Source organism: Microbacterium sp. bgisy189 (assembly GCF_057707225.1).
On record NZ_JBYIPT010000002.1, the window covers coordinates 195880 to 212006 of the forward strand.

Below are 16127 nucleotides of genomic sequence, written 5' to 3' on the forward strand. Positions count from 1 at the left end.
TCCAGCCGCGGTTCCGATGGCCACCAGGCGTGCCGAGATGTTCCTGTTCATGTGAGTGTCCTCTCGTCGTAGCGCCGAGTCGCTCCCCGCGCTGCAACCACCTCATCCCAGTCCAATGAGCCGCCCATGAGCGCGCCGTGAGTCGTGTCTTATTTCGGCCCTCGAGCGCGCCGCCGACTCGCCCGATCGAGCCGACCTCAGGTGTGCGACGAGGCGCGATCGACGAGCGTCGTTAGCAACGTCGCTCGCGCAAGCCCGGACCGATCCTCGCGATCGCGTCGCAGCCGAGCCAACGCCATGCGCACCGCAGTCTCACCGAGATCGAGCTTCGGCGGCGCGATCGCTGTCAGCGGGATCCGAGCGAGCGACGCGATCTCATCGTCGTACGCGACGATCGCTAGATCCTGCGGCACCCTCAGCCCCCGATCGAGCGCGAGGTCGACGAGCAGCACTGCATCCGCGTCGGTGTGCACGAGCACGGCGCGCGTTCCGTCGCGAAGACAGTCATCGAGAAGCGCCTCCAGCGCACGGCGCGAATCGTCGGTACCGAACGGTGGATTGGGGAGCTCGCGCGTCCAGCCCCGGCGGGTGGCCGATCACACCGCTGCCGTCAGGGATGAGTGCACCCACGCACTCGATGCCGGCACGGAAGAGGATCGACTCGCCGGGCAGGAAGGCGCCGTGCTCATTGACCTGTGCGGTCGAGGTGTACGGAGCGTCCTGAGTGCCGTCGCCGGCGCCTGTCGCCGAGCAGTCGACGAAGTACTTCTGCTGCGAGAGCGCGACGACCGAGGCGGCTGTCGAACCGGTCCCCTCGACATCGAACAGCGCAGTGCCGGTGGCACGCAGTTCGACCGGTCCGGCCGTTGCGTCGGCCGGCGACGTCCAGGTCAAGGTCGCTCAGGTAGTGCCGCGCACCGGCGAGATCGGCGGCGCTGGCGGGCGAGGCGGTCACCAGTGGGGCGATCACCAGGGCCGCGACACCGACCGCTGCCGCTTTCGCGCGCATCGGATTGGACATGCGATTCCTCCTTGAATGCGGGGTGGGGGTCATCCGACCCTGCCCGTGGCATCGCGCGCCGACAATCGAATCGCACAGAACCGCACATCACCGCGTGCACTTCCCACCGACCACCTCGCCGACGGGCTGACCGGATCCACACGGCCGCCGGGGTACCGTCAGCACATGGGACTCTTCGGCTCGCGCCCCAAGATCGTCAAGCTCGACACGACCGGGCCCGGCTCACTGCCGGTGCATGCCCCGGGCAAACCGTGGAGTCTGTGGTCGGACGGAATGGGCGTGCTCGCCACGAGGTCGCTGCAGCTGATCATCGTGCTCGCGGTCGCCGCGGTGGTCGTGCTCGGTGTGCGCGAGGTGACCGTCGTCACGATTCCACTGATCCTCGCCCTCATCATCGCGTGTGCATTCGCGCCGCTCATGGGCTGGTTGCGTCGCCACGGATTCGCACCACTGCCCGCGACGCTCGTGTGCCTGCTCGCCGCCCTCACGGTGCTGGGACTCATCGGCTGGCTCATCACGTGGCAGGTGCGCGACCAGTGGGACGACCTGTCATCGAAGGCGCAGGACGGCTTCAACGGCCTGATGGCGTGGATCGCGACGCTGCCCGTCTCGATCGATCAGGAGCAGATCGACGAGTGGATCGCGGCGGCGACCGACTTCGTCACGAGCGCACAGTTCGGCTCAGGCGCGCTGGCGGGGGTCAGCGCGGTCGCGACGTTCCTCACGGGGCTCATCCTCATGATCGTCACCCTGTTCTTCTTCCTGAAGGACGGCCCGCGCATGTGGGAGTTCCTGCTGCGCCCCTTCGAGGGTGCCGCCTACCGCCGCGCGGCGCGCGTCGGTGACACCGTGGTGACCACGTTCGGCAACTACGTGCGCGGCACCGCATCGATTGCCGCGGTGGATGCCATCGGCATCCTGATCGGCCTGCTCATCCTCCAGGTGCCGCTGGCCGTACCGCTCGCGGTGCTCGTCTTCGTCGGCGCGTTCGTGCCCATCGTCGGCGCCACCGTCGCCGGTGCCCTGGCGGCCCTCGTCGCACTGGTGACGAACGGCTGGGTCGTCGCGCTCATCGTGGTCGGGGTGATCGTCCTCGTGCAGCAGCTCGAGGGGAACCTGCTGCAGCCGTTCCTCATGGGGCAGTCGATGAAGCTGCACGCGTTCGTCATCCTCATCGCGTTGACGGTGGGCACCGTGCTCGGCGGCATCGTCGGCGCGATCATCTCGGTGCCGATCACCGCCGTCGCGTGGGGTGTCATCAAGGTGTGGGACGGGCCGCGCACCCCCGCGCGCTGGGCGCGGCCGAAGAATCGCGCGACCGAGATCGCCGCGGAGGGCTGATCTCGGCATCCCCGCCTGTCAGGCGAGGGAGAGCACAGGGCCGAGCTGTTCGCGATCGAGCGCGATCCACGGGCCGGCGGGGTCGACGACGACACCGTTGATGCCGTCGTCACCGCGCAGGGCCGACGCCAGCTGGGCACCGGTCAGTGGGACAGGACGGTCGCCGCGCCCGAGCGCGATCACCTCGAGCGGATGCGAGAACACTTCGAGCCGCCGCTCCCCCGAGGGTGAGCGCGACTCGGCGAGCCCGAAGCGTCCTTCGTCGTCGGCGGGGCCGGCGGCCACCCACAGCTTGACCGTCGCGAGCGCTTCGGCGACCTTCTCGGTCGTCGCGTCGGTGCGCGGGGTCGCGAGCAGGGTCTTGATCGTGAACGCCGGGTCTGCTTCTTCAACCGACTTCTCGATGAGCGGCGCGGGCAGCACGATGCGTGCCTGCGGCGACGCCGGATCGATGATCATGCCGGCGTAGGGACCGGCGAGCACGTTGCGGAACACGTTCATGGCGGGCTGACCGACGGCACTGGTCGACGTGTCGCCGTCTGCACGGATGCTGTCTTGCAGCGCCGCGCCGCCGCTGAACGCGAGCAAGAAGCGCTTGTCTTCGATGGCCGTCACCGCGAGGGTGAGCTCTTGTCCGTCGGCGATGAGCTGCTTCGCGTTGCCGCGCACGCGCAGGTAGAGCTGGCCTTGCAGAGCCTGACGCATGATGTTCATGACATCGGTGTTCTGCGGCTTCTCGGGAAGACCGGCGAGCGCGGCGCGCAGCAGACCGTTGTCGGGAAGGCCCGCGGTCGGGCGCGAGGCGGGTGCCTGCGGGGCGGGACGGCTGAGCGACGGCGGGGCCGCTGCCTTGCCGAACGTCGAGAACGAGATGCCGACCTCGGGCACCGGCTCGGACACGACGACCTCGTCAGCCGCTGCCTCGGACGCGTCGGATGCGGCGACCTGCTGCTCGTCTGCGGGCGCGTCGGTCGGGGTCTCGCGCTTGCCGCGCTTGAACAGGGCCATGGGTCGAGCCTACCCAGCGGGTGGATGCTTCACCGTCGCGCCTCCGACGCGAAACGGTCGTGCGGGTGCAGGATGCAGGCACCGGCGACCGCCGTGTCGAAGACGACAGAAGGGAACGACCATGGGATTCTTCGGATTCCTGCTCCTCGGTCTGCTGGCCGGAGCGATCGCAAAGCTCATCCTCCCCGGAAAGCAAGGGGGCGGCTGGTTCGTCACCCTGCTGCTGGGCGTGGTGGGCGCGCTGCTGGGCGGTTGGCTCGGCAGCATCCTGTTCAACGCCCCGCTCGAGGAGTTCTTCTCGCTGCAAACGTGGGCGCTCGCCATCGGCGGCTCACTGATCGTGCTGCTGATCTACGGGCTGCTGACGGGTCGCAAGAAGACCCGCTGACCGCTGCCACGACGATGCCCGCCCCGGAATGGGGCGGGCATCGTCGTTCGTGCGTCAGACCTTCGAAGCCCGATAGCCTGCCGCGCGTGCGGCGGTCTCTGTGCGGAAGCACTCCTCGGGATTCGTCGCGTCGTAGTAGCGCCCGCTCGGCAGATGATATATGCCTGAGTCCGCGTTCCCCTTGATGGGGGCCCACGACGGGCAACTGCCGAGCGAGGTCGGCCCCGTGCGAGACGGGTACCTCACCGACCGAGTTGCACTCGACGTTCGCGACACGGTCGTGTAACCGCTCTTGCGGCCCGTGACCTTGACGGTGATCGTCTTGCCCGCATACGTGCTCTTCAGCTTGAAGGTGGCGCCGGTCGCGTTCTTGATCGCCTTCCCACCCACGTACCACTGATAGGTGAACGCGGTCTTGGTGCTCCAGGTGCCCGGCTTGACGGTGAGTCGCTGGCCCACGGTGGCCGATCCAGAGATCTTCGGGGCCGACGTCACCGGCACCTTGCGCGTCGCCTCGGACATCTTCGCGACCGTCGCGTATCCGGACTTCGCGCCGCGAACGCGCACGGTGATGGCCTTGCCGCGCTCGGCGCGGGTCACCGTGAACGTGGACTTGGTCGCGCCAGAGATCGCGACGCCATTGGCATACCACTGGTAGCCGAGTCGCGTCCCGGTGGTCCATGTGCCGGCGCGAGCAGAGAGCTTCGACCCGATCTTGGCGCTCCCAGAGATCGTCGGCGTCGGCGCCTTCGCGACCCGAGAAGTCACCGCCGACTTCTTCACGAGGCTCGCGTAGCCGGTCTTCGATCCGGCCACGTTCACCGTGATCTTCGTGCCGACGAGCGTCGAGGGAAGCTTGAAGCTGCTCGACGTCGCGCCGGAGATCTTCTTACCGTCCGCGTACCACTGATAGCGGAAGCTCGTACCCGCCGTCCACGTGCCCTTCGACACTTTGATCGTGGATCCCGCCGCGAGAACGCCCTTGATCTTCGGCGTCGCGCCGGTGAGCGTTCCCCGCGCGACGGCATCGGTCGCGGCGGAGTCCTTGGCCTCCCAGACACCGGGCGTCTTCTCGCCCGACACGATGACGCTGATACGCGATCCGACCAGGTCGCCGCTCACCTCGAGGGTGGCGCCCGTCGCGTCGGCAAGGTAGGTGCTGTCGGCGAACCAGGCGTACTCGATTGGCGTGCCGATCGGCCAGGCGCCGGGGGTCGCCGTGAGCACACCGCCGACCTTGGGCGTGCCATCGATCGTCGGCCATGAGTACTCCCCCTCGACGGTGTCGAGGTCGATGTCGATGCCGACGGCGTTCGGGTCGACGCTGGAGAGCTCGACGCTGTCGGCGGCATCGATCGTCATTGCGTCGTCCCACCACTCACGCCAACCGAAGTATTCGATGTCACCGTCGGTGCCGTTGAATTCCGGAAGGTCGGTGACCGCGACACGATAGGAGCCGAGCTCGAGGCCGTCGATCTTGTACGCGCCGTTCGCCGCCACGACGGCTTCACCCTGGCGAAGCCATTCCTCACCGACAAGTTGGTAGGCAGTCGCGATAGCGGCGCCATCCGGCACGTATCCACCACTGGCGGTTCCGGTGATGCTCCCGGTGGTCTCGGCCGCCGAGGCCGCGATCGGTGCGCCGGTGACGACCAGTGTCGCGGCAACGAGAGTTGACAGGGTGATCGACCCTGCGCGGACAGCGAGCATGATTCTCCTCGGGGGCACGGCGGCGGCATCCCCCTCTGGCACGCGCCCGCACGATGAACTCACATTAAAGCATTCTCACGCTTTCGGCGAGAGGCGATCACGTAAGAAGGCGACGAGGTGCGTCAGCGGATGGTGAAGCCGGCACTGCGCGCCGAGACCGTCGCGTACTCCGGCTTCTTGGCACGAACGATCACCGAGATCGCCCATCCGCTCGGGCGCGCCGTCAACGTGTTCCCCACTCGCGGTGTGCCGGAGACGGTGACCGTCCCCTTCGTCGCCACCTTGGGTGTCGCCGAAGTGGCCGCACGGATGACGTCTTCATCGGCGCGACTGCCCGCCACGACGACAACGATCCGCTTGTCCCTCGAGCGTGTTGCCGACCCCGGCGCTGCCGACGATGCTCGGCCTGCTGACATGGAGCGTGGCGACCGCGCCGCCCCGGTCGTACCCAGCCCTCTCGGCTCGCGAACCTAGAACAATCTGCTCGCGGTTCAGAGCTTGGTGATGGGCGCGATCTTGATGAGCAGCTTCTTGGCGCCGACCTTGTCGAAACGCACGTGCGCGACGCGCTTCGCGCCCTCACCCGTGACGGCATCGACCCGGCCTTCACCGAAGTCGTCGTGGCGGATGCGGTCGCCGGGCGCGAGTTCCATGTCGCCGTTGTCACGGACCTTCGCAGGGATGCGATTGGCGAACTTCTCGATCGACCCCGCCGGCTTGTCGCGGCGCGGCAGCGGCACGAGATCGTCGCCGTACCGCTTGCCGCCACCCCCGCTGAAGCCGCCCCCCGGGCGACGGGCGTTCAGGGCCCGCGACTGCATGCCGCCGCGGGAATTCACGTCGCCGGGCGACTGCCGCCAGTCGATCAGGTCTTGCGGAATCTCCTGCAGGAACCGGCTCGGCATCGCCACCGACACCTCGCCGAACTGCGCGCGGGTCATCGCGAGGGACAGGTGCAGCTTCTTGCGGGCACGGGTGAGCGCGACGTAGAACAGGCGTCGCTCCTCCTGCGGACCACCCGGCTCCCCCGCCGAGATGCGGTGCGGGATGAGGTCTTCTTCGACACCGGTGACGAACACGGCGTCGTATTCGAGGCCCTTCGCGGTGTGCATCGTCATGAGCGAGACCGATCCGGCGGCGTCGTCGAGGTCGTCGGCATCGGAGACGAGCGAGACCTCGGTGAGGAAGTCGAGGATCGTGCCGTCCGGGTTGTTGCGCGCGAACTCGCGGGTGACAGCGACGAGTTCGTCGACGTTCTCCACGCGCGCCTCGTCTTGCGGGTCTTTGCTGCGTCGCAGCGCGTCGAGGTAGCCGCTCTTGTTCAGCAGCACCGTGAGTCCCTCGGTCACCGACGTGGGCGGGGCGACCTCACCCGAGGACGGCAGCAGGATCTCGGATGCCTCAGCGAGCACGGCATCCAATTCGGCGATCGCCTTCTGGATCTTCGGACCGACCCCCAGCGCCGACGCGTTGGCGAGGGCATCGCGGAAACTGATGCCCTCTTCGGCGGCATACCGGGCGATGGCCGTCTCGGTGACGTCACCGATGCCGCGACGCGGCTTGTTCAGAATGCGACGCACCGCCATCTCATCGGCGGGGTTCGCGACGGCGATCAGGTAGGCCAGGGCGTCCTTGATCTCGGCACGCTCGTAGAACTTCGTGCCGCCCATGATCTTGTACGGGACGGCCGAGCGGATGAAGATTTCCTCCAGCGCGCGGGACTGCGAGTTGGTGCGGTAGAACACAGCCATCTCGGAGTACGGCACGCCCGTGCGCCGGATCGCCTCCACCTCGTCGGCGACGAACTGGGCCTCATCGTGTTGCGAGTACCCGGTGAAGCCGACGATCGGATCGCCCGCGCCGACGTCGGTCCACAGCTTCTTGTCCTTGCGGTCGAAGTTGTTGCCGATGACGGCGTTCGCGGCCGACAGGATGTTCTGCGTCGAACGGTAGTTCTGCTCCAGCAGCACCACCTTCGCGCCGGGAAAATCGCGCTCGAATTCGGTGATGTTGCGGATGTCGGCACCGCGGAATGCGTAGATCGACTGGTCGGAATCACCGACGACCGTGAGCGATGCGCCCGGCTGCTGCTCCGCCGGCGCGTCGAAGATCATCATCCCGTTCGACTCGAACGCATCGCCCCCGTCGCCGCTGACCGGCCGGGTGAGTTCGTGGATGAGCGAGTACTGGGCGTGGTTGGTGTCCTGGTACTCGTCGACGAGCACATGGCGGAACCGGCGACGGTACGTGTCGGCGACATGCGGGAACGCCCGGAACAGGAACACCGTCTGCGCGATGAGGTCGTCGAAGTCGAACGCGTTCGCCTTCTGCAGGTTGCGTTGGTAGTCACCGAAGATCTCGGCGAACAGCCGCTCGGCGGGGTCGCTCATGTTGGCCTGCCGCGCGAAGCCCTCGGCATCCATCAGTTCGTTCTTCAGCTTCGAAATGCGACCCTGCACGGATGCCGGAGTCAGCCCGAATGCGTCGGCCTCGTGCTCTTTGACGAGCCGCTTGATGAGCGCGCGCGAGTCGCCGGAGTCATAGATCGTGAAGCTCTTCGTGAACCCGAACTGCTGTGCCTCACGCCGCAGAATGCGCACGCACGCCGAGTGGAAGGTAGAGATCCACATGCCCTGCGCAGCGTCACCGATGAGCTGGTGCACGCGCTCGCGCATCTCACCGGCGGCCTTGTTCGTGAACGTGATGGCGAGGATCTGGCTCGGCCACGCTTCGCGGCTCCGCAGCAGCGACGCGATGCGCCGGGTGAGCACGCTCGTCTTGCCCGACCCCGCGCCGGCGACGATGAGCAGGGCCTGCCCGCGGTACGTGACCGCGTCGCGCTGCTGCGGGTTGAGCCCCGCCAACAGCTCGTCGTCGGCGCGCGGTCCGGATTCGGGCGCGCCGGAACGACCGACGATGACAGGCTTGATGGGGTCGCTCATGACCCATCGATTCTAGGCGCCGCCCCCGACAGCCACGTCCGTGAGCACCTCACCCGTGCACCGACTCCGCAGTCTGTCGCGAAGTCCGCATCCAGAACGCGATTGGATGCGGACTTGGTGCAGATCTGCGGAGATGCGGCGGGCCGCAGTGCGCCGCTGACGAGGTACCACCGGGGCACAGAATGGATGCATGCTGATCGCCAATACACGCCCGTGGGGCGCGGCCGCCGCTGACGTCGAGATCGAGGGCGACCGCATCGTCGCGATCCGACCGCACGATGCGGCATCCCCGCCGACGGATGCCGATGTCGAAGGCCGCGGACGCCTGCTGCTGCCGTCGTTCAGCGACGTGCACGTGCACCTGGACTCGTCGCGCATCGGGCTGCCGTTCCGCGAGCACACCGGCGCGCCGGGCGTGTGGGGGATGATGCTCAACGACCGGGCGAACTGGCGGAACACCGACATCCCACACGCTGAGGTCGTCGCGACGACGCTGGAGCGGATGATCGCGCACGGCACGACCCGAGTGCGCTCCTTCGCGCAGGTCGACGTGGACTGCAAGCTCGACAAGTTCGACTCGGTCATGGCTGCGAAGGAGCGGTTCGCGGGGCAGGCAGAGGTGCAGATCATCACGTTTCCGCAGGCCGGCATTCTGCGCGAGGCGGGCACGGTCGAGCTGCTCGAGGAGTCACTGAAGCAGGGGTCGGATGTGATGGGCGGCATCGATCCTTCGATGCTCGACCGCGACCCCGCGAAGCACCTCGACATCGTGTTCGACCTCGCCGAGCGCTACCAGGTGGAGGTCGACATCCACCTGCATGAGCCGGGCGAGCTGGGCGTGTTCAGCACCGAACTGGTGATCGAACGCACCCGCGCCCTCGGCATGCAGGGCAAGGTCAACCTGTCGCACGCCTACGACCTCGGCGCGGTCGGCGAGGCGACGAGTCGTCGGCTGATCGACGCGTTCGCCGAACTCGACATCTCGATGGCGACCGTCGCGCCGTCGACCAGCAACCACCTCTCCCTGGTGCAGCTCATCGAGGCGGGCGTGCGCGTCGGGCTCGGCGAGGACGGCCAGCGCGATTACTGGAGCCCGTACGGCAACTGCGACATGCTCGACCGCACGTGGCAGCTCGCGTTCGTCAACGGCTACCGCCGCGACGACCTCATCGAGCTTGCCCTCGCGGTCGGCACGATGGGCGGCGCGAGCATCATGTCACCGGCATCCCCTCGGGTCGCTGCTGTCGGCGAGCGCCCCGGCGTTTCGGTCGGCGACCGCGCCGATCTGCTGCTCGTCGACGGCGAGACCCCCGTGAGCGCGGTCATGGACCGGGGCGCGGACCGCACCGTCATCCACGACGGCCGCGTCGTCGCCGACGGGTTGGCGCTCGTCGGGGTGTGAGCTTCCCGCGCCGCGCGTAACTCCTGAGTTTTCGGCGACGAGCGGCCTCAGGGGGCGGAATTCGACCCGATCAAGTCGATTCTTGAGGAGTTACGCACGGCGTTCGGCTCGCCCGCCGGGCATCACAGCCGATCCGGCAGGAGCGCGCGCAGGTATCGGCGGCGCGTCAGACGCTGCGCGACGAGCAGCGCCGGGAATGCGAGCCGCCAGCCGAGCCGGTCGCCGGGGCGGGTGAGGGAGCGGATTGTCAGGTGCACACCATCGCCGTCGCGGGTGAGGATGAAGGCCTCCTCACCCGAGACCGGATGCCCGGGCAGGGTGCGGTACGCGAATCCGACGCGACGCTCGGTGTCGACGACCTCGACGACCTCGACGGGTTCGTGGATCGCGAGCCCGAGCGGCCGGGCGATGATCACCGGCCGCACCCCGACAGCGACGGGCGCGTCGGGCTCCACGGTGAAGCCACTGCGAGTCTTCACACCCCACCGCAGAAGGGCGAGCCGCGCCGCGACCCAGTACGCGTCACCGGCACCCACCCGCACGGTCTGCTCCCAGGCCCGGTATTCGCCCGGGCGTTCGGTCCACTCCGTCTCACCGACCCACGTCATCGAGCGCTCCGAACCGTGGACCATGGCCCGATCCTGCCATCCCGGCGCAGCATTCGGCGTCAGCTGCTGCGCCGCATGGCCCGGATGCCGACGAACAACCCGATCGCGGCCAGCACCAGGGCCGCGATCCAGCCCCACAGCACCTCGATCGCCCCGAGGTCACCGGCGAGCAGGGCCCGTTCGGCCTCGACGACCCAGGTGAGCGGGTTGACGGTGGCGGCGACTCGCATCCAGCCGGGGCCTTCGGATAGCGGCAGCAGCATGCCGGAGAGGATCATCAGCGGGAAGATGAGGGTCTGCTGCACGCCCCAGAACAGCCACTCCCGGTCTTTCGTCTGCAGCGCGAGCGCGTACGACAGCGACCCGAGGCCGATGCCGAACACGGCCAGCAGCGCGAGGCCCAGCACGAGCCCGACCGGGTTGGCGCGGAACCCGAACGGCAGCGCGATTCCGACGATAATGAGGGCCTGCACGACGATCGGCGCGATCTCCTTGAGTGCCCGGCCGATCAGCAGTGACGCCCGCGACAGCGGCGCGACGAGGGTGCGCTCGTGCGAGCCGGTCATCATCTCGTACTGCAGGTTGGAGCCGACCGCGCCGGTGCCGAACAGCACGATCATCGCCAGCACGCCGGGCACGAACCACTGCAGGGTCGCGGCCGGGTCGTCGGACTGGCCGACCAGCAGCGGCGCGAACAGCCCGAGGAACACGAGCGGCTGCACGAGGCTGAAGATGAGCGTGAAGGGGTCGCGCACGACCGGCTTCAGCTCGCGGGTGAGCACGTTCCAGGTATCGCGTCCGAGGTTCGGGCGCACGGGGGTCGTGGTGGTCATCGCTGGGCTCCCATCGCTGCGGGGGTGGATTCGGTTTCGGCCTCGGATGCGGGCTGCTCCTGCCCCGCTTCGCGGAGCGTGCGGCCGGTGAGCGCCAGGAACACGTCGTCAAGGGTGGGCGGCACACCCGATGCAGACCGCACCCGGATGCCGGCCGCCGACAGCGCCAGCACGGCGTCCGGCAGCAGGCGGTCGCCGTCGGGGGCGGTGACGCCCACGGCATCCGCCCCTTCGCGGCGCACCTCGCGGTCGGTCAGCGCCTGCACGACCTCGACTGCCCGCGCCGCGTCGTCTGCGGATGCGAACCCGAGGGTCACCACATCGCCGGCGAGCTCGGCCTTCAGGCGGGTGGCGGTGTCGTCGGCGATCACGCGGCCCTTGTCCATCACCATGACCCGCTCGGCGTAGCGGTCGGCCTCTTCGAGGTAGTGGGTGGTGAGGAACACCGTCGTGCCGTGGTCGGTGCGCAGCTGCAGGATGTGGTCCCACAGGTTCGCGCGGCTCTGCGGGTCGAGGCCCGTCGACGGCTCGTCGAGGAACAGCAGCGGCGGCGCGTGCATGAGCCCGAGGGCGATGTCGAGGCGGCGCTTCTGCCCGCCCGAGAGCTGCTGCACGCTGCGCGTTGCGAACGAGGCGAGGTCGAGCGAGTCGATGAGTTCGTCGGCACGGGTGCGGGCGGCATCCTTCGCCATGCCGTAGAACGCGCCCTGGCTGATCAGCTCGTCGCGCACCCGCTGCGAGAAGCTGCCACTGGTGAGCTGCCCGACGTAGCCGATGCGGGCGCGCACGCTGGCGGGGTCGCGGAGGATGTCGTGGCCGACGACCTGCGCCGTGCCGCTGGTGGGTGGGATGAGGGTGGTGAGCATGCGCAGGCTCGTGGATTTGCCGGCGCCGTTGGGCCCGAGGAACGCGACGAGCTCCCCCGGCTCGACGCGGAACGTGAGGTCGGTGACAGCCTCGACGGTCTGCTTTTTGACGGTGAAGTGCTTGGTCAGTGCCTGCGCTTCGATGATCGGTTCGGTCATGGATGCCATGATTCTCGCCAACCAGGACAGATACTGTCCGCAATTCGTGGGAATCTTGGGACATGTCCGATACGACCACCCGAGCCCTCGCCCTGCTGAACCTTTTGCAGACGCACCGGCACTGGCCCGGCACCGAGCTGGCCGACCGCCTCGGCGTCACCGAGCGCACCGTGCGGCGCGACATCGAGCGGCTGCGCGAGCTCGGCTACCGCATCGAGTCGGTGCCGGGCGCGCTCGGCGGGTACCGACTGGAGGCGGGCAGCGCGATCCCACCGCTGCTGCTCACCGATGAGGAGGCCGTGGCGATCGCGATCGGGCTGCGGGTCGCGGCATCCCACCGCCTCGTCGCGGGCGCCGAGACAACGCTCACTGCGCTGGCGAAGCTCGAGCAGGTGCTGCCCGGTCCGCTGCGTCGGCGCGTGTCGGCGCTGGCGGATGCCGTGCAGCCGGCGGGCATCGTGTCGGGTGCACCGGTGTCGAGCGAGGTGCTGGGCGAGTTGGCCCTCGCCTGCCGCGACCACGAGCGGGTGCGCTTCACCTACACGGCCGCGTCGGGTGAGGTCACCCGCCGTCGCGTCGAGCCACACGCGCTCGCGCCCGCCGACCGCCACTGGTACCTGCTGTGCTGGGACCTCGAACGAGGCGACTGGCGCACGTTCCGCGTCGACCGACTGGATGCCGTCGAGCACACCCGTGTGCTGTTCGAACCACGCCCACTCACCGCCGAAGAAGTCGAAGAGTTCATCCTCATCGCGAGGTCGTGGGCGCGGCAGCCGGTCGAGGCCGACATCGTCATGGACCTGCCGATCGAGCAGATGCGGGAGTGGTTCGGGCAGTGGGGTCAGGGCGCGACCGAAGAGGATGCCGCGCACACCCGCTGGCCGGTCGGCGGCGCGGACTGGCGCGAAACGATGTACGGCATGACGTACATCCCCGAGGGCGTCGGCTACACTACCGACCTCGCCGAGCCCGGCCGCGGTGCACTGCGCGAATGCATCGCCCGGATGCTCGACGCGCTCGACGCTCCCCCGCCGCCGCCCCGCGCGGCGTGACCGGCGTCACGGCGGGACACATTCAGGAACCTCAGGTCATACACAGCCCCGATGTCGCGGCATCGGGTTAGCGTGGGGTCATCGCGGCGATCCGGGCGGCCCCGGGCACAGGTTCATACCCTGGTGCGTTGCGGGTTCGACTCCCGCCGTCGCGTCTGAAGAGGCATCCGAGGCGTGTGTGACGGACGGTCGCACAGGGATCCCTTAGTCTCGCGTCATGGTGCGCATGCGGGTCGCGATGGTTGTCACGTTCACGGCTTTCGTCGGGATGCTCGCGGCATGCGGGCCACCCGATGACGCGCTCATCCTCGGCTCCACCGACGGCTCCGTCGAGATCTGCGTCGGTGACTTCACGGAACCGGTCACGCAGGGCGAGCCGATCAGTTTCAGCGACGGCGTGGAGAGTGCCACCCTGGTCCGTGCCGGCCTGGTCGGCGCTGACGGCGTACGAGTCGTCGAGCAAGCCGCGTCGCGAGCTGTGCTACGGGACGACGGCACGCATCTCGGCGTCGGGACGATCAACGTGAGCGAGGGCGACGAGGCGTGGGATGCCCGGGTTCCCCTCGCCGGCACGGTGATCGAGAACGACGGCGGCGAGACCTGGTTCGTCGCCCTCGCCGTTGAACGCACGAGCGAGCGCGCCGGCGGATTCGACGCCATCGAGCTGGTCTACGAGGTCGATGGGCACGAGAAGGTGGCGCGCGGCACTCAGTCCATGAACTTCCCTGCGCGCGGCGAGAGTTGCGACGAGTGAAGAGTCTCGCGTAACGCCGACGGACTACGCTTCCCTCATGCCCTCCCCCAACCCGATCGAAGACGTCTCCATCGGGAGCGACATGATCCGCCTCGGACAGTTCCTGAAGTTCGCGGGCCTGCTCGACTCCGGCGGCGACGTGAAGGAAGTCATCATCGACGGGCTCGTCACGGTCAACGGTGAGGTGGATCGCCGCCGTGGCCGGCAGCTGCAGCACGGGGATGTCGTCGGCTTCGACGGCAACCAGGTGCGCGTCAGCCCCTGAGTCGCGCCGACCGCGGCATCCGCCGTCACCACCCGCTGCGGGTAGGCGTGTGCCCGTCGCGCGCGTCGTCCGGCATCGCCATCTCGGCGCGCACGCCCAGCAGCCGCAGCGGACGGCCCGGTTCGATCCGCGCCACCAGGCGCAGGATCTCGGCCACCACCACCTCATGGTCTGAGGTCGTCGCGATCTTGTGCACGAGCGTCTTCGTGATGAACGGCGCGTAGCGGATCTTCAGCCCCACTCCGACGACGGGGCGCCCCTCCTTCGCAACGTCGTCCAGCACCTGCGCCGCGAGCTCGCGCGCGGCCCGCTCGATGTCGGCCGGGTCGACGATGTCCCGCTGGAAGGTCGTCTCGCGACCGTGCCCGCGCGCAACCCAGGGGGTGTCGTCGACCGTCGCGCTGCCGTCGCCGCGCCCGAGCTGCCGGTACCACGGCCCCATCTTCGGCCCGAACTCCCCCTGCAACACCACCTCGTCAGCGACTGCGAGTTCGGCGACGGTGCGGATGCCGAGCCCTTCCAGCCGCTTCGACACCTTCGGCCCGACGCCCCACAGCGCTCGCGTGGGCTTGTCGCCCATCACCTCGAGCCAGGTGTCTGCGGTCAGGCGGAACATGCCCTGCGGCTTACCGAAGTCGGTCGCGTTCTTGGCGCGCACGAGCGTGTCGCCGATGCCGACGCTGCAGTGCAGTCCGGTGCGTTCGAGCACGTCTGCCTGGATGCTGCGGGCCACGGCATCCGGGTCATCCGTCGCCACGCCGACGAACGCCTCGTCCCAGCCGAGCACCTGCACGACCGCGCCCGGCTGCGCGCGCAGGGTCGCCATGACCTCCTCCGACGCCTCGGTGTAGGCGGGTGCGTCGACCGGCAAGATGACGGCATCCGGCACCTTGCGCGCCGCGATCCGCAGCGGCATGCCTGACCCGACCCCGAACGCCCGCGCCTCGTACGACGCGGTCGACACGACAGCGCGCTCGGTCGGGTCGCCCCGCCCGCCGACGATGACGGGCAGCCCCGCCAGCTCGGGCCGCCGCAGCACCTCGACCGCCGCGATGAACTGATCGAGGTCGACATGCAGCACCCACGGGATGCCGGTGCCCTGCGCCGCCTCGCTCATGCCACCAGTGTGCCGCGCGTCAGCGGCGGCGCCTACCCTCGCGGCATCCACCGCCCACACGCGAGTCCGCGATTCCAGCACGAGTCAAGGGCCGCTCGTGACCGGTACCCGCACTACCCCTCTGACACTCACGCCGCATTCGCAGAGACCGGGCATAGGCTGAGGCCGACGAAGGGGGCACACGATGAAGCGCCTGCTGTTGACCGTGGTGCTGGCGGGAACCGCCACGATCCTGACCGGCTGTGCGACGGCATCCAACCAGCCGGGCGCCGACCGCACGCCGTCACCGACCGCGAGCACCCGCCCACCGTTCCAGACGACGACGCCCGGACCGATCGCGACACCGGGAGCCCCGACCGGCGTGCCCACCGAGGTTCCCACCGCGAAGTGGGATGCCATCATCGCCGACCTCGCGAACCGCGGCGTGACGGCGACACCGACCGTGGTGACCTCTGAGGCCGTCACGTTCAACGACACGTCGCTGGGCTGCGGCTCGCCCGGCCAGTCGTACGCGCAGGTGCTCGTCGACGGCATGCGCGTCGTCGTCACCGCCGACGGCACCACCTACGACTACCGTTTCGACACGGGCGACGAGCCCAAGCTCTGCCGCCGGTGACGCTCCACCACGCGCACCGGATTCGGACAATGTGAACAGATTCGG

17 protein-coding genes and 1 tRNA gene are annotated in these 16127 nt (G+C 68.8%); 9 read left to right on the top strand and 9 right to left on the bottom strand.

The window, feature by feature from the left end:
* Positions 1 to 197: 197 nt before the first annotated feature.
* Together AC3ENX_RS03915 and AC3ENX_RS03920 are read right to left on the bottom strand one after the other, a co-directional pair.
* Positions 198 to 479, bottom strand: coding sequence for a substrate-binding domain-containing protein (locus AC3ENX_RS03915; protein ID WP_434810557.1), 282 nt, complete (start codon positions 477 to 479; stop codon positions 198 to 200).
* 25 nt (positions 480 to 504) lie between these two features.
* Positions 505 to 894, bottom strand: coding sequence for a hypothetical protein (locus tag AC3ENX_RS03920; protein WP_434810558.1), 390 nt, complete (start codon positions 892 to 894; stop codon positions 505 to 507).
* 292 nt (positions 895 to 1186) lie between these two features.
* On the opposite strand from AC3ENX_RS03920, the gene AC3ENX_RS03925 reads away from it, so the two are divergent.
* Positions 1187 to 2362 carry an AI-2E family transporter gene (locus AC3ENX_RS03925; RefSeq protein ID WP_434810559.1) on the top strand — a complete coding sequence of 392 codons (1176 nt, stop codon included), beginning with the start codon at positions 1187 to 1189 and terminating at the stop codon, positions 2360 to 2362.
* Positions 2363 to 2380: 18 nt separating this feature from the next.
* On the opposite strand, the gene AC3ENX_RS03930 is transcribed toward AC3ENX_RS03925, so the two are convergent.
* The gene (locus AC3ENX_RS03930; RefSeq protein ID WP_434810560.1) at positions 2381 to 3370 is read right to left on the bottom strand and encodes an SseB family protein; all 990 of its coding nucleotides are present in this window, start codon (positions 3368 to 3370) and stop codon (positions 2381 to 2383) included.
* Between the two features lie 121 nt (positions 3371 to 3491).
* On the opposite strand from AC3ENX_RS03930, the gene AC3ENX_RS03935 reads away from it, so the two are divergent.
* On the top strand, positions 3492 to 3758 hold the full coding sequence (locus AC3ENX_RS03935) for a GlsB/YeaQ/YmgE family stress response membrane protein (RefSeq protein ID WP_434810561.1): 267 nt from the start codon (positions 3492 to 3494) through the stop codon (positions 3756 to 3758).
* Positions 3759 to 3812: 54 nt separating this feature from the next.
* On the opposite strand, the gene AC3ENX_RS03940 is transcribed toward AC3ENX_RS03935, so the two are convergent.
* The gene (locus AC3ENX_RS03940; RefSeq protein ID WP_434810562.1) at positions 3813 to 5468 is read right to left on the bottom strand and encodes a sunset domain-containing protein; all 1656 of its coding nucleotides are present in this window, start codon (positions 5466 to 5468) and stop codon (positions 3813 to 3815) included.
* A 129-nt stretch (positions 5469 to 5597) separates the two neighbouring features.
* On the opposite strand from AC3ENX_RS03940, the gene AC3ENX_RS03945 reads away from it, so the two are divergent.
* Positions 5598 to 5942, top strand: a complete 345-nt coding sequence (locus tag AC3ENX_RS03945) for a hypothetical protein (RefSeq protein ID WP_434810563.1) — start codon at positions 5598 to 5600, stop codon at positions 5940 to 5942.
* Positions 5943 to 5959: 17 nt separating this feature from the next.
* Here the strand turns inward: AC3ENX_RS03945 and AC3ENX_RS03950 are convergent, their stop codons facing one another.
* The gene (locus AC3ENX_RS03950; protein ID WP_434810564.1) at positions 5960 to 8410 is read right to left on the bottom strand and encodes an ATP-dependent helicase; all 2451 of its coding nucleotides are present in this window, start codon (positions 8408 to 8410) and stop codon (positions 5960 to 5962) included.
* 190 nt (positions 8411 to 8600) lie between these two features.
* Between AC3ENX_RS03950 and AC3ENX_RS03955 the strand changes: the two genes are divergently transcribed.
* The gene (locus AC3ENX_RS03955) at positions 8601 to 9812 is read left to right on the top strand and encodes an amidohydrolase family protein (RefSeq protein WP_434810565.1); all 1212 of its coding nucleotides are present in this window, start codon (positions 8601 to 8603) and stop codon (positions 9810 to 9812) included.
* Positions 9813 to 9934: 122 nt separating this feature from the next.
* Here the strand turns inward: AC3ENX_RS03955 and AC3ENX_RS03960 are convergent, their stop codons facing one another.
* Genes AC3ENX_RS03960 through AC3ENX_RS03970 form a run of 3 tightly spaced genes read right to left on the bottom strand, consistent with a single transcriptional unit; the run spans position 9935 to position 12278 of the window.
* Positions 9935 to 10444: a DUF1990 domain-containing protein gene (locus AC3ENX_RS03960; protein ID WP_434810566.1), complete on the bottom strand. Its 510-nt coding sequence runs from the start codon at positions 10442 to 10444 to the stop codon at positions 9935 to 9937.
* A 35-nt stretch (positions 10445 to 10479) separates the two neighbouring features.
* Positions 10480 to 11253 (bottom strand): ABC transporter permease, encoded by a 774-nt coding sequence (locus AC3ENX_RS03965; protein ID WP_434810567.1) that lies wholly within the window; start codon positions 11251 to 11253, stop codon positions 10480 to 10482.
* Entirely contained in the window at positions 11250 to 12278 is a 1029-nt protein-coding gene (locus tag AC3ENX_RS03970; RefSeq protein WP_434810568.1) for an ATP-binding cassette domain-containing protein, read from the bottom strand. Before AC3ENX_RS03970 ends, AC3ENX_RS03965 begins: the two co-directional genes overlap by 4 nt.
* Positions 12279 to 12340: 62 nt before the next feature.
* Between AC3ENX_RS03970 and AC3ENX_RS03975 the strand changes: the two genes are divergently transcribed.
* The 4 genes from AC3ENX_RS03975 (at position 12341) to AC3ENX_RS03990 (ending at position 14349) form a co-directional block, all read left to right on the top strand.
* Entirely contained in the window at positions 12341 to 13330 is a 990-nt protein-coding gene (locus AC3ENX_RS03975; protein ID WP_434810569.1) for a helix-turn-helix transcriptional regulator, read from the top strand.
* Between the two features lie 82 nt (positions 13331 to 13412).
* Positions 13413 to 13485 (top strand) — tRNA-Met (locus tag AC3ENX_RS03980).
* Positions 13486 to 13547: 62 nt separating this feature from the next.
* Positions 13548 to 14084, top strand: a complete 537-nt coding sequence (locus tag AC3ENX_RS03985) for a hypothetical protein (protein WP_434810570.1) — start codon at positions 13548 to 13550, stop codon at positions 14082 to 14084.
* Positions 14085 to 14121: 37 nt separating this feature from the next.
* Positions 14122 to 14349 (top strand): RNA-binding S4 domain-containing protein, encoded by a 228-nt coding sequence (locus AC3ENX_RS03990; RefSeq protein ID WP_434810571.1) that lies wholly within the window; start codon positions 14122 to 14124, stop codon positions 14347 to 14349.
* 25 nt (positions 14350 to 14374) lie between these two features.
* On the opposite strand, the gene AC3ENX_RS03995 is transcribed toward AC3ENX_RS03990, so the two are convergent.
* Positions 14375 to 15466 carry a DNA polymerase IV gene (locus AC3ENX_RS03995; protein WP_434810572.1) on the bottom strand — a complete coding sequence of 364 codons (1092 nt, stop codon included), beginning with the start codon at positions 15464 to 15466 and terminating at the stop codon, positions 14375 to 14377.
* Positions 15467 to 15650: 184 nt separating this feature from the next.
* Between AC3ENX_RS03995 and AC3ENX_RS04000 the strand changes: the two genes are divergently transcribed.
* Positions 15651 to 16082, top strand: a complete 432-nt coding sequence (locus tag AC3ENX_RS04000; RefSeq protein ID WP_434810573.1) for a hypothetical protein — start codon at positions 15651 to 15653, stop codon at positions 16080 to 16082.
* Positions 16083 to 16127: the final 45 nt, after the last annotated feature.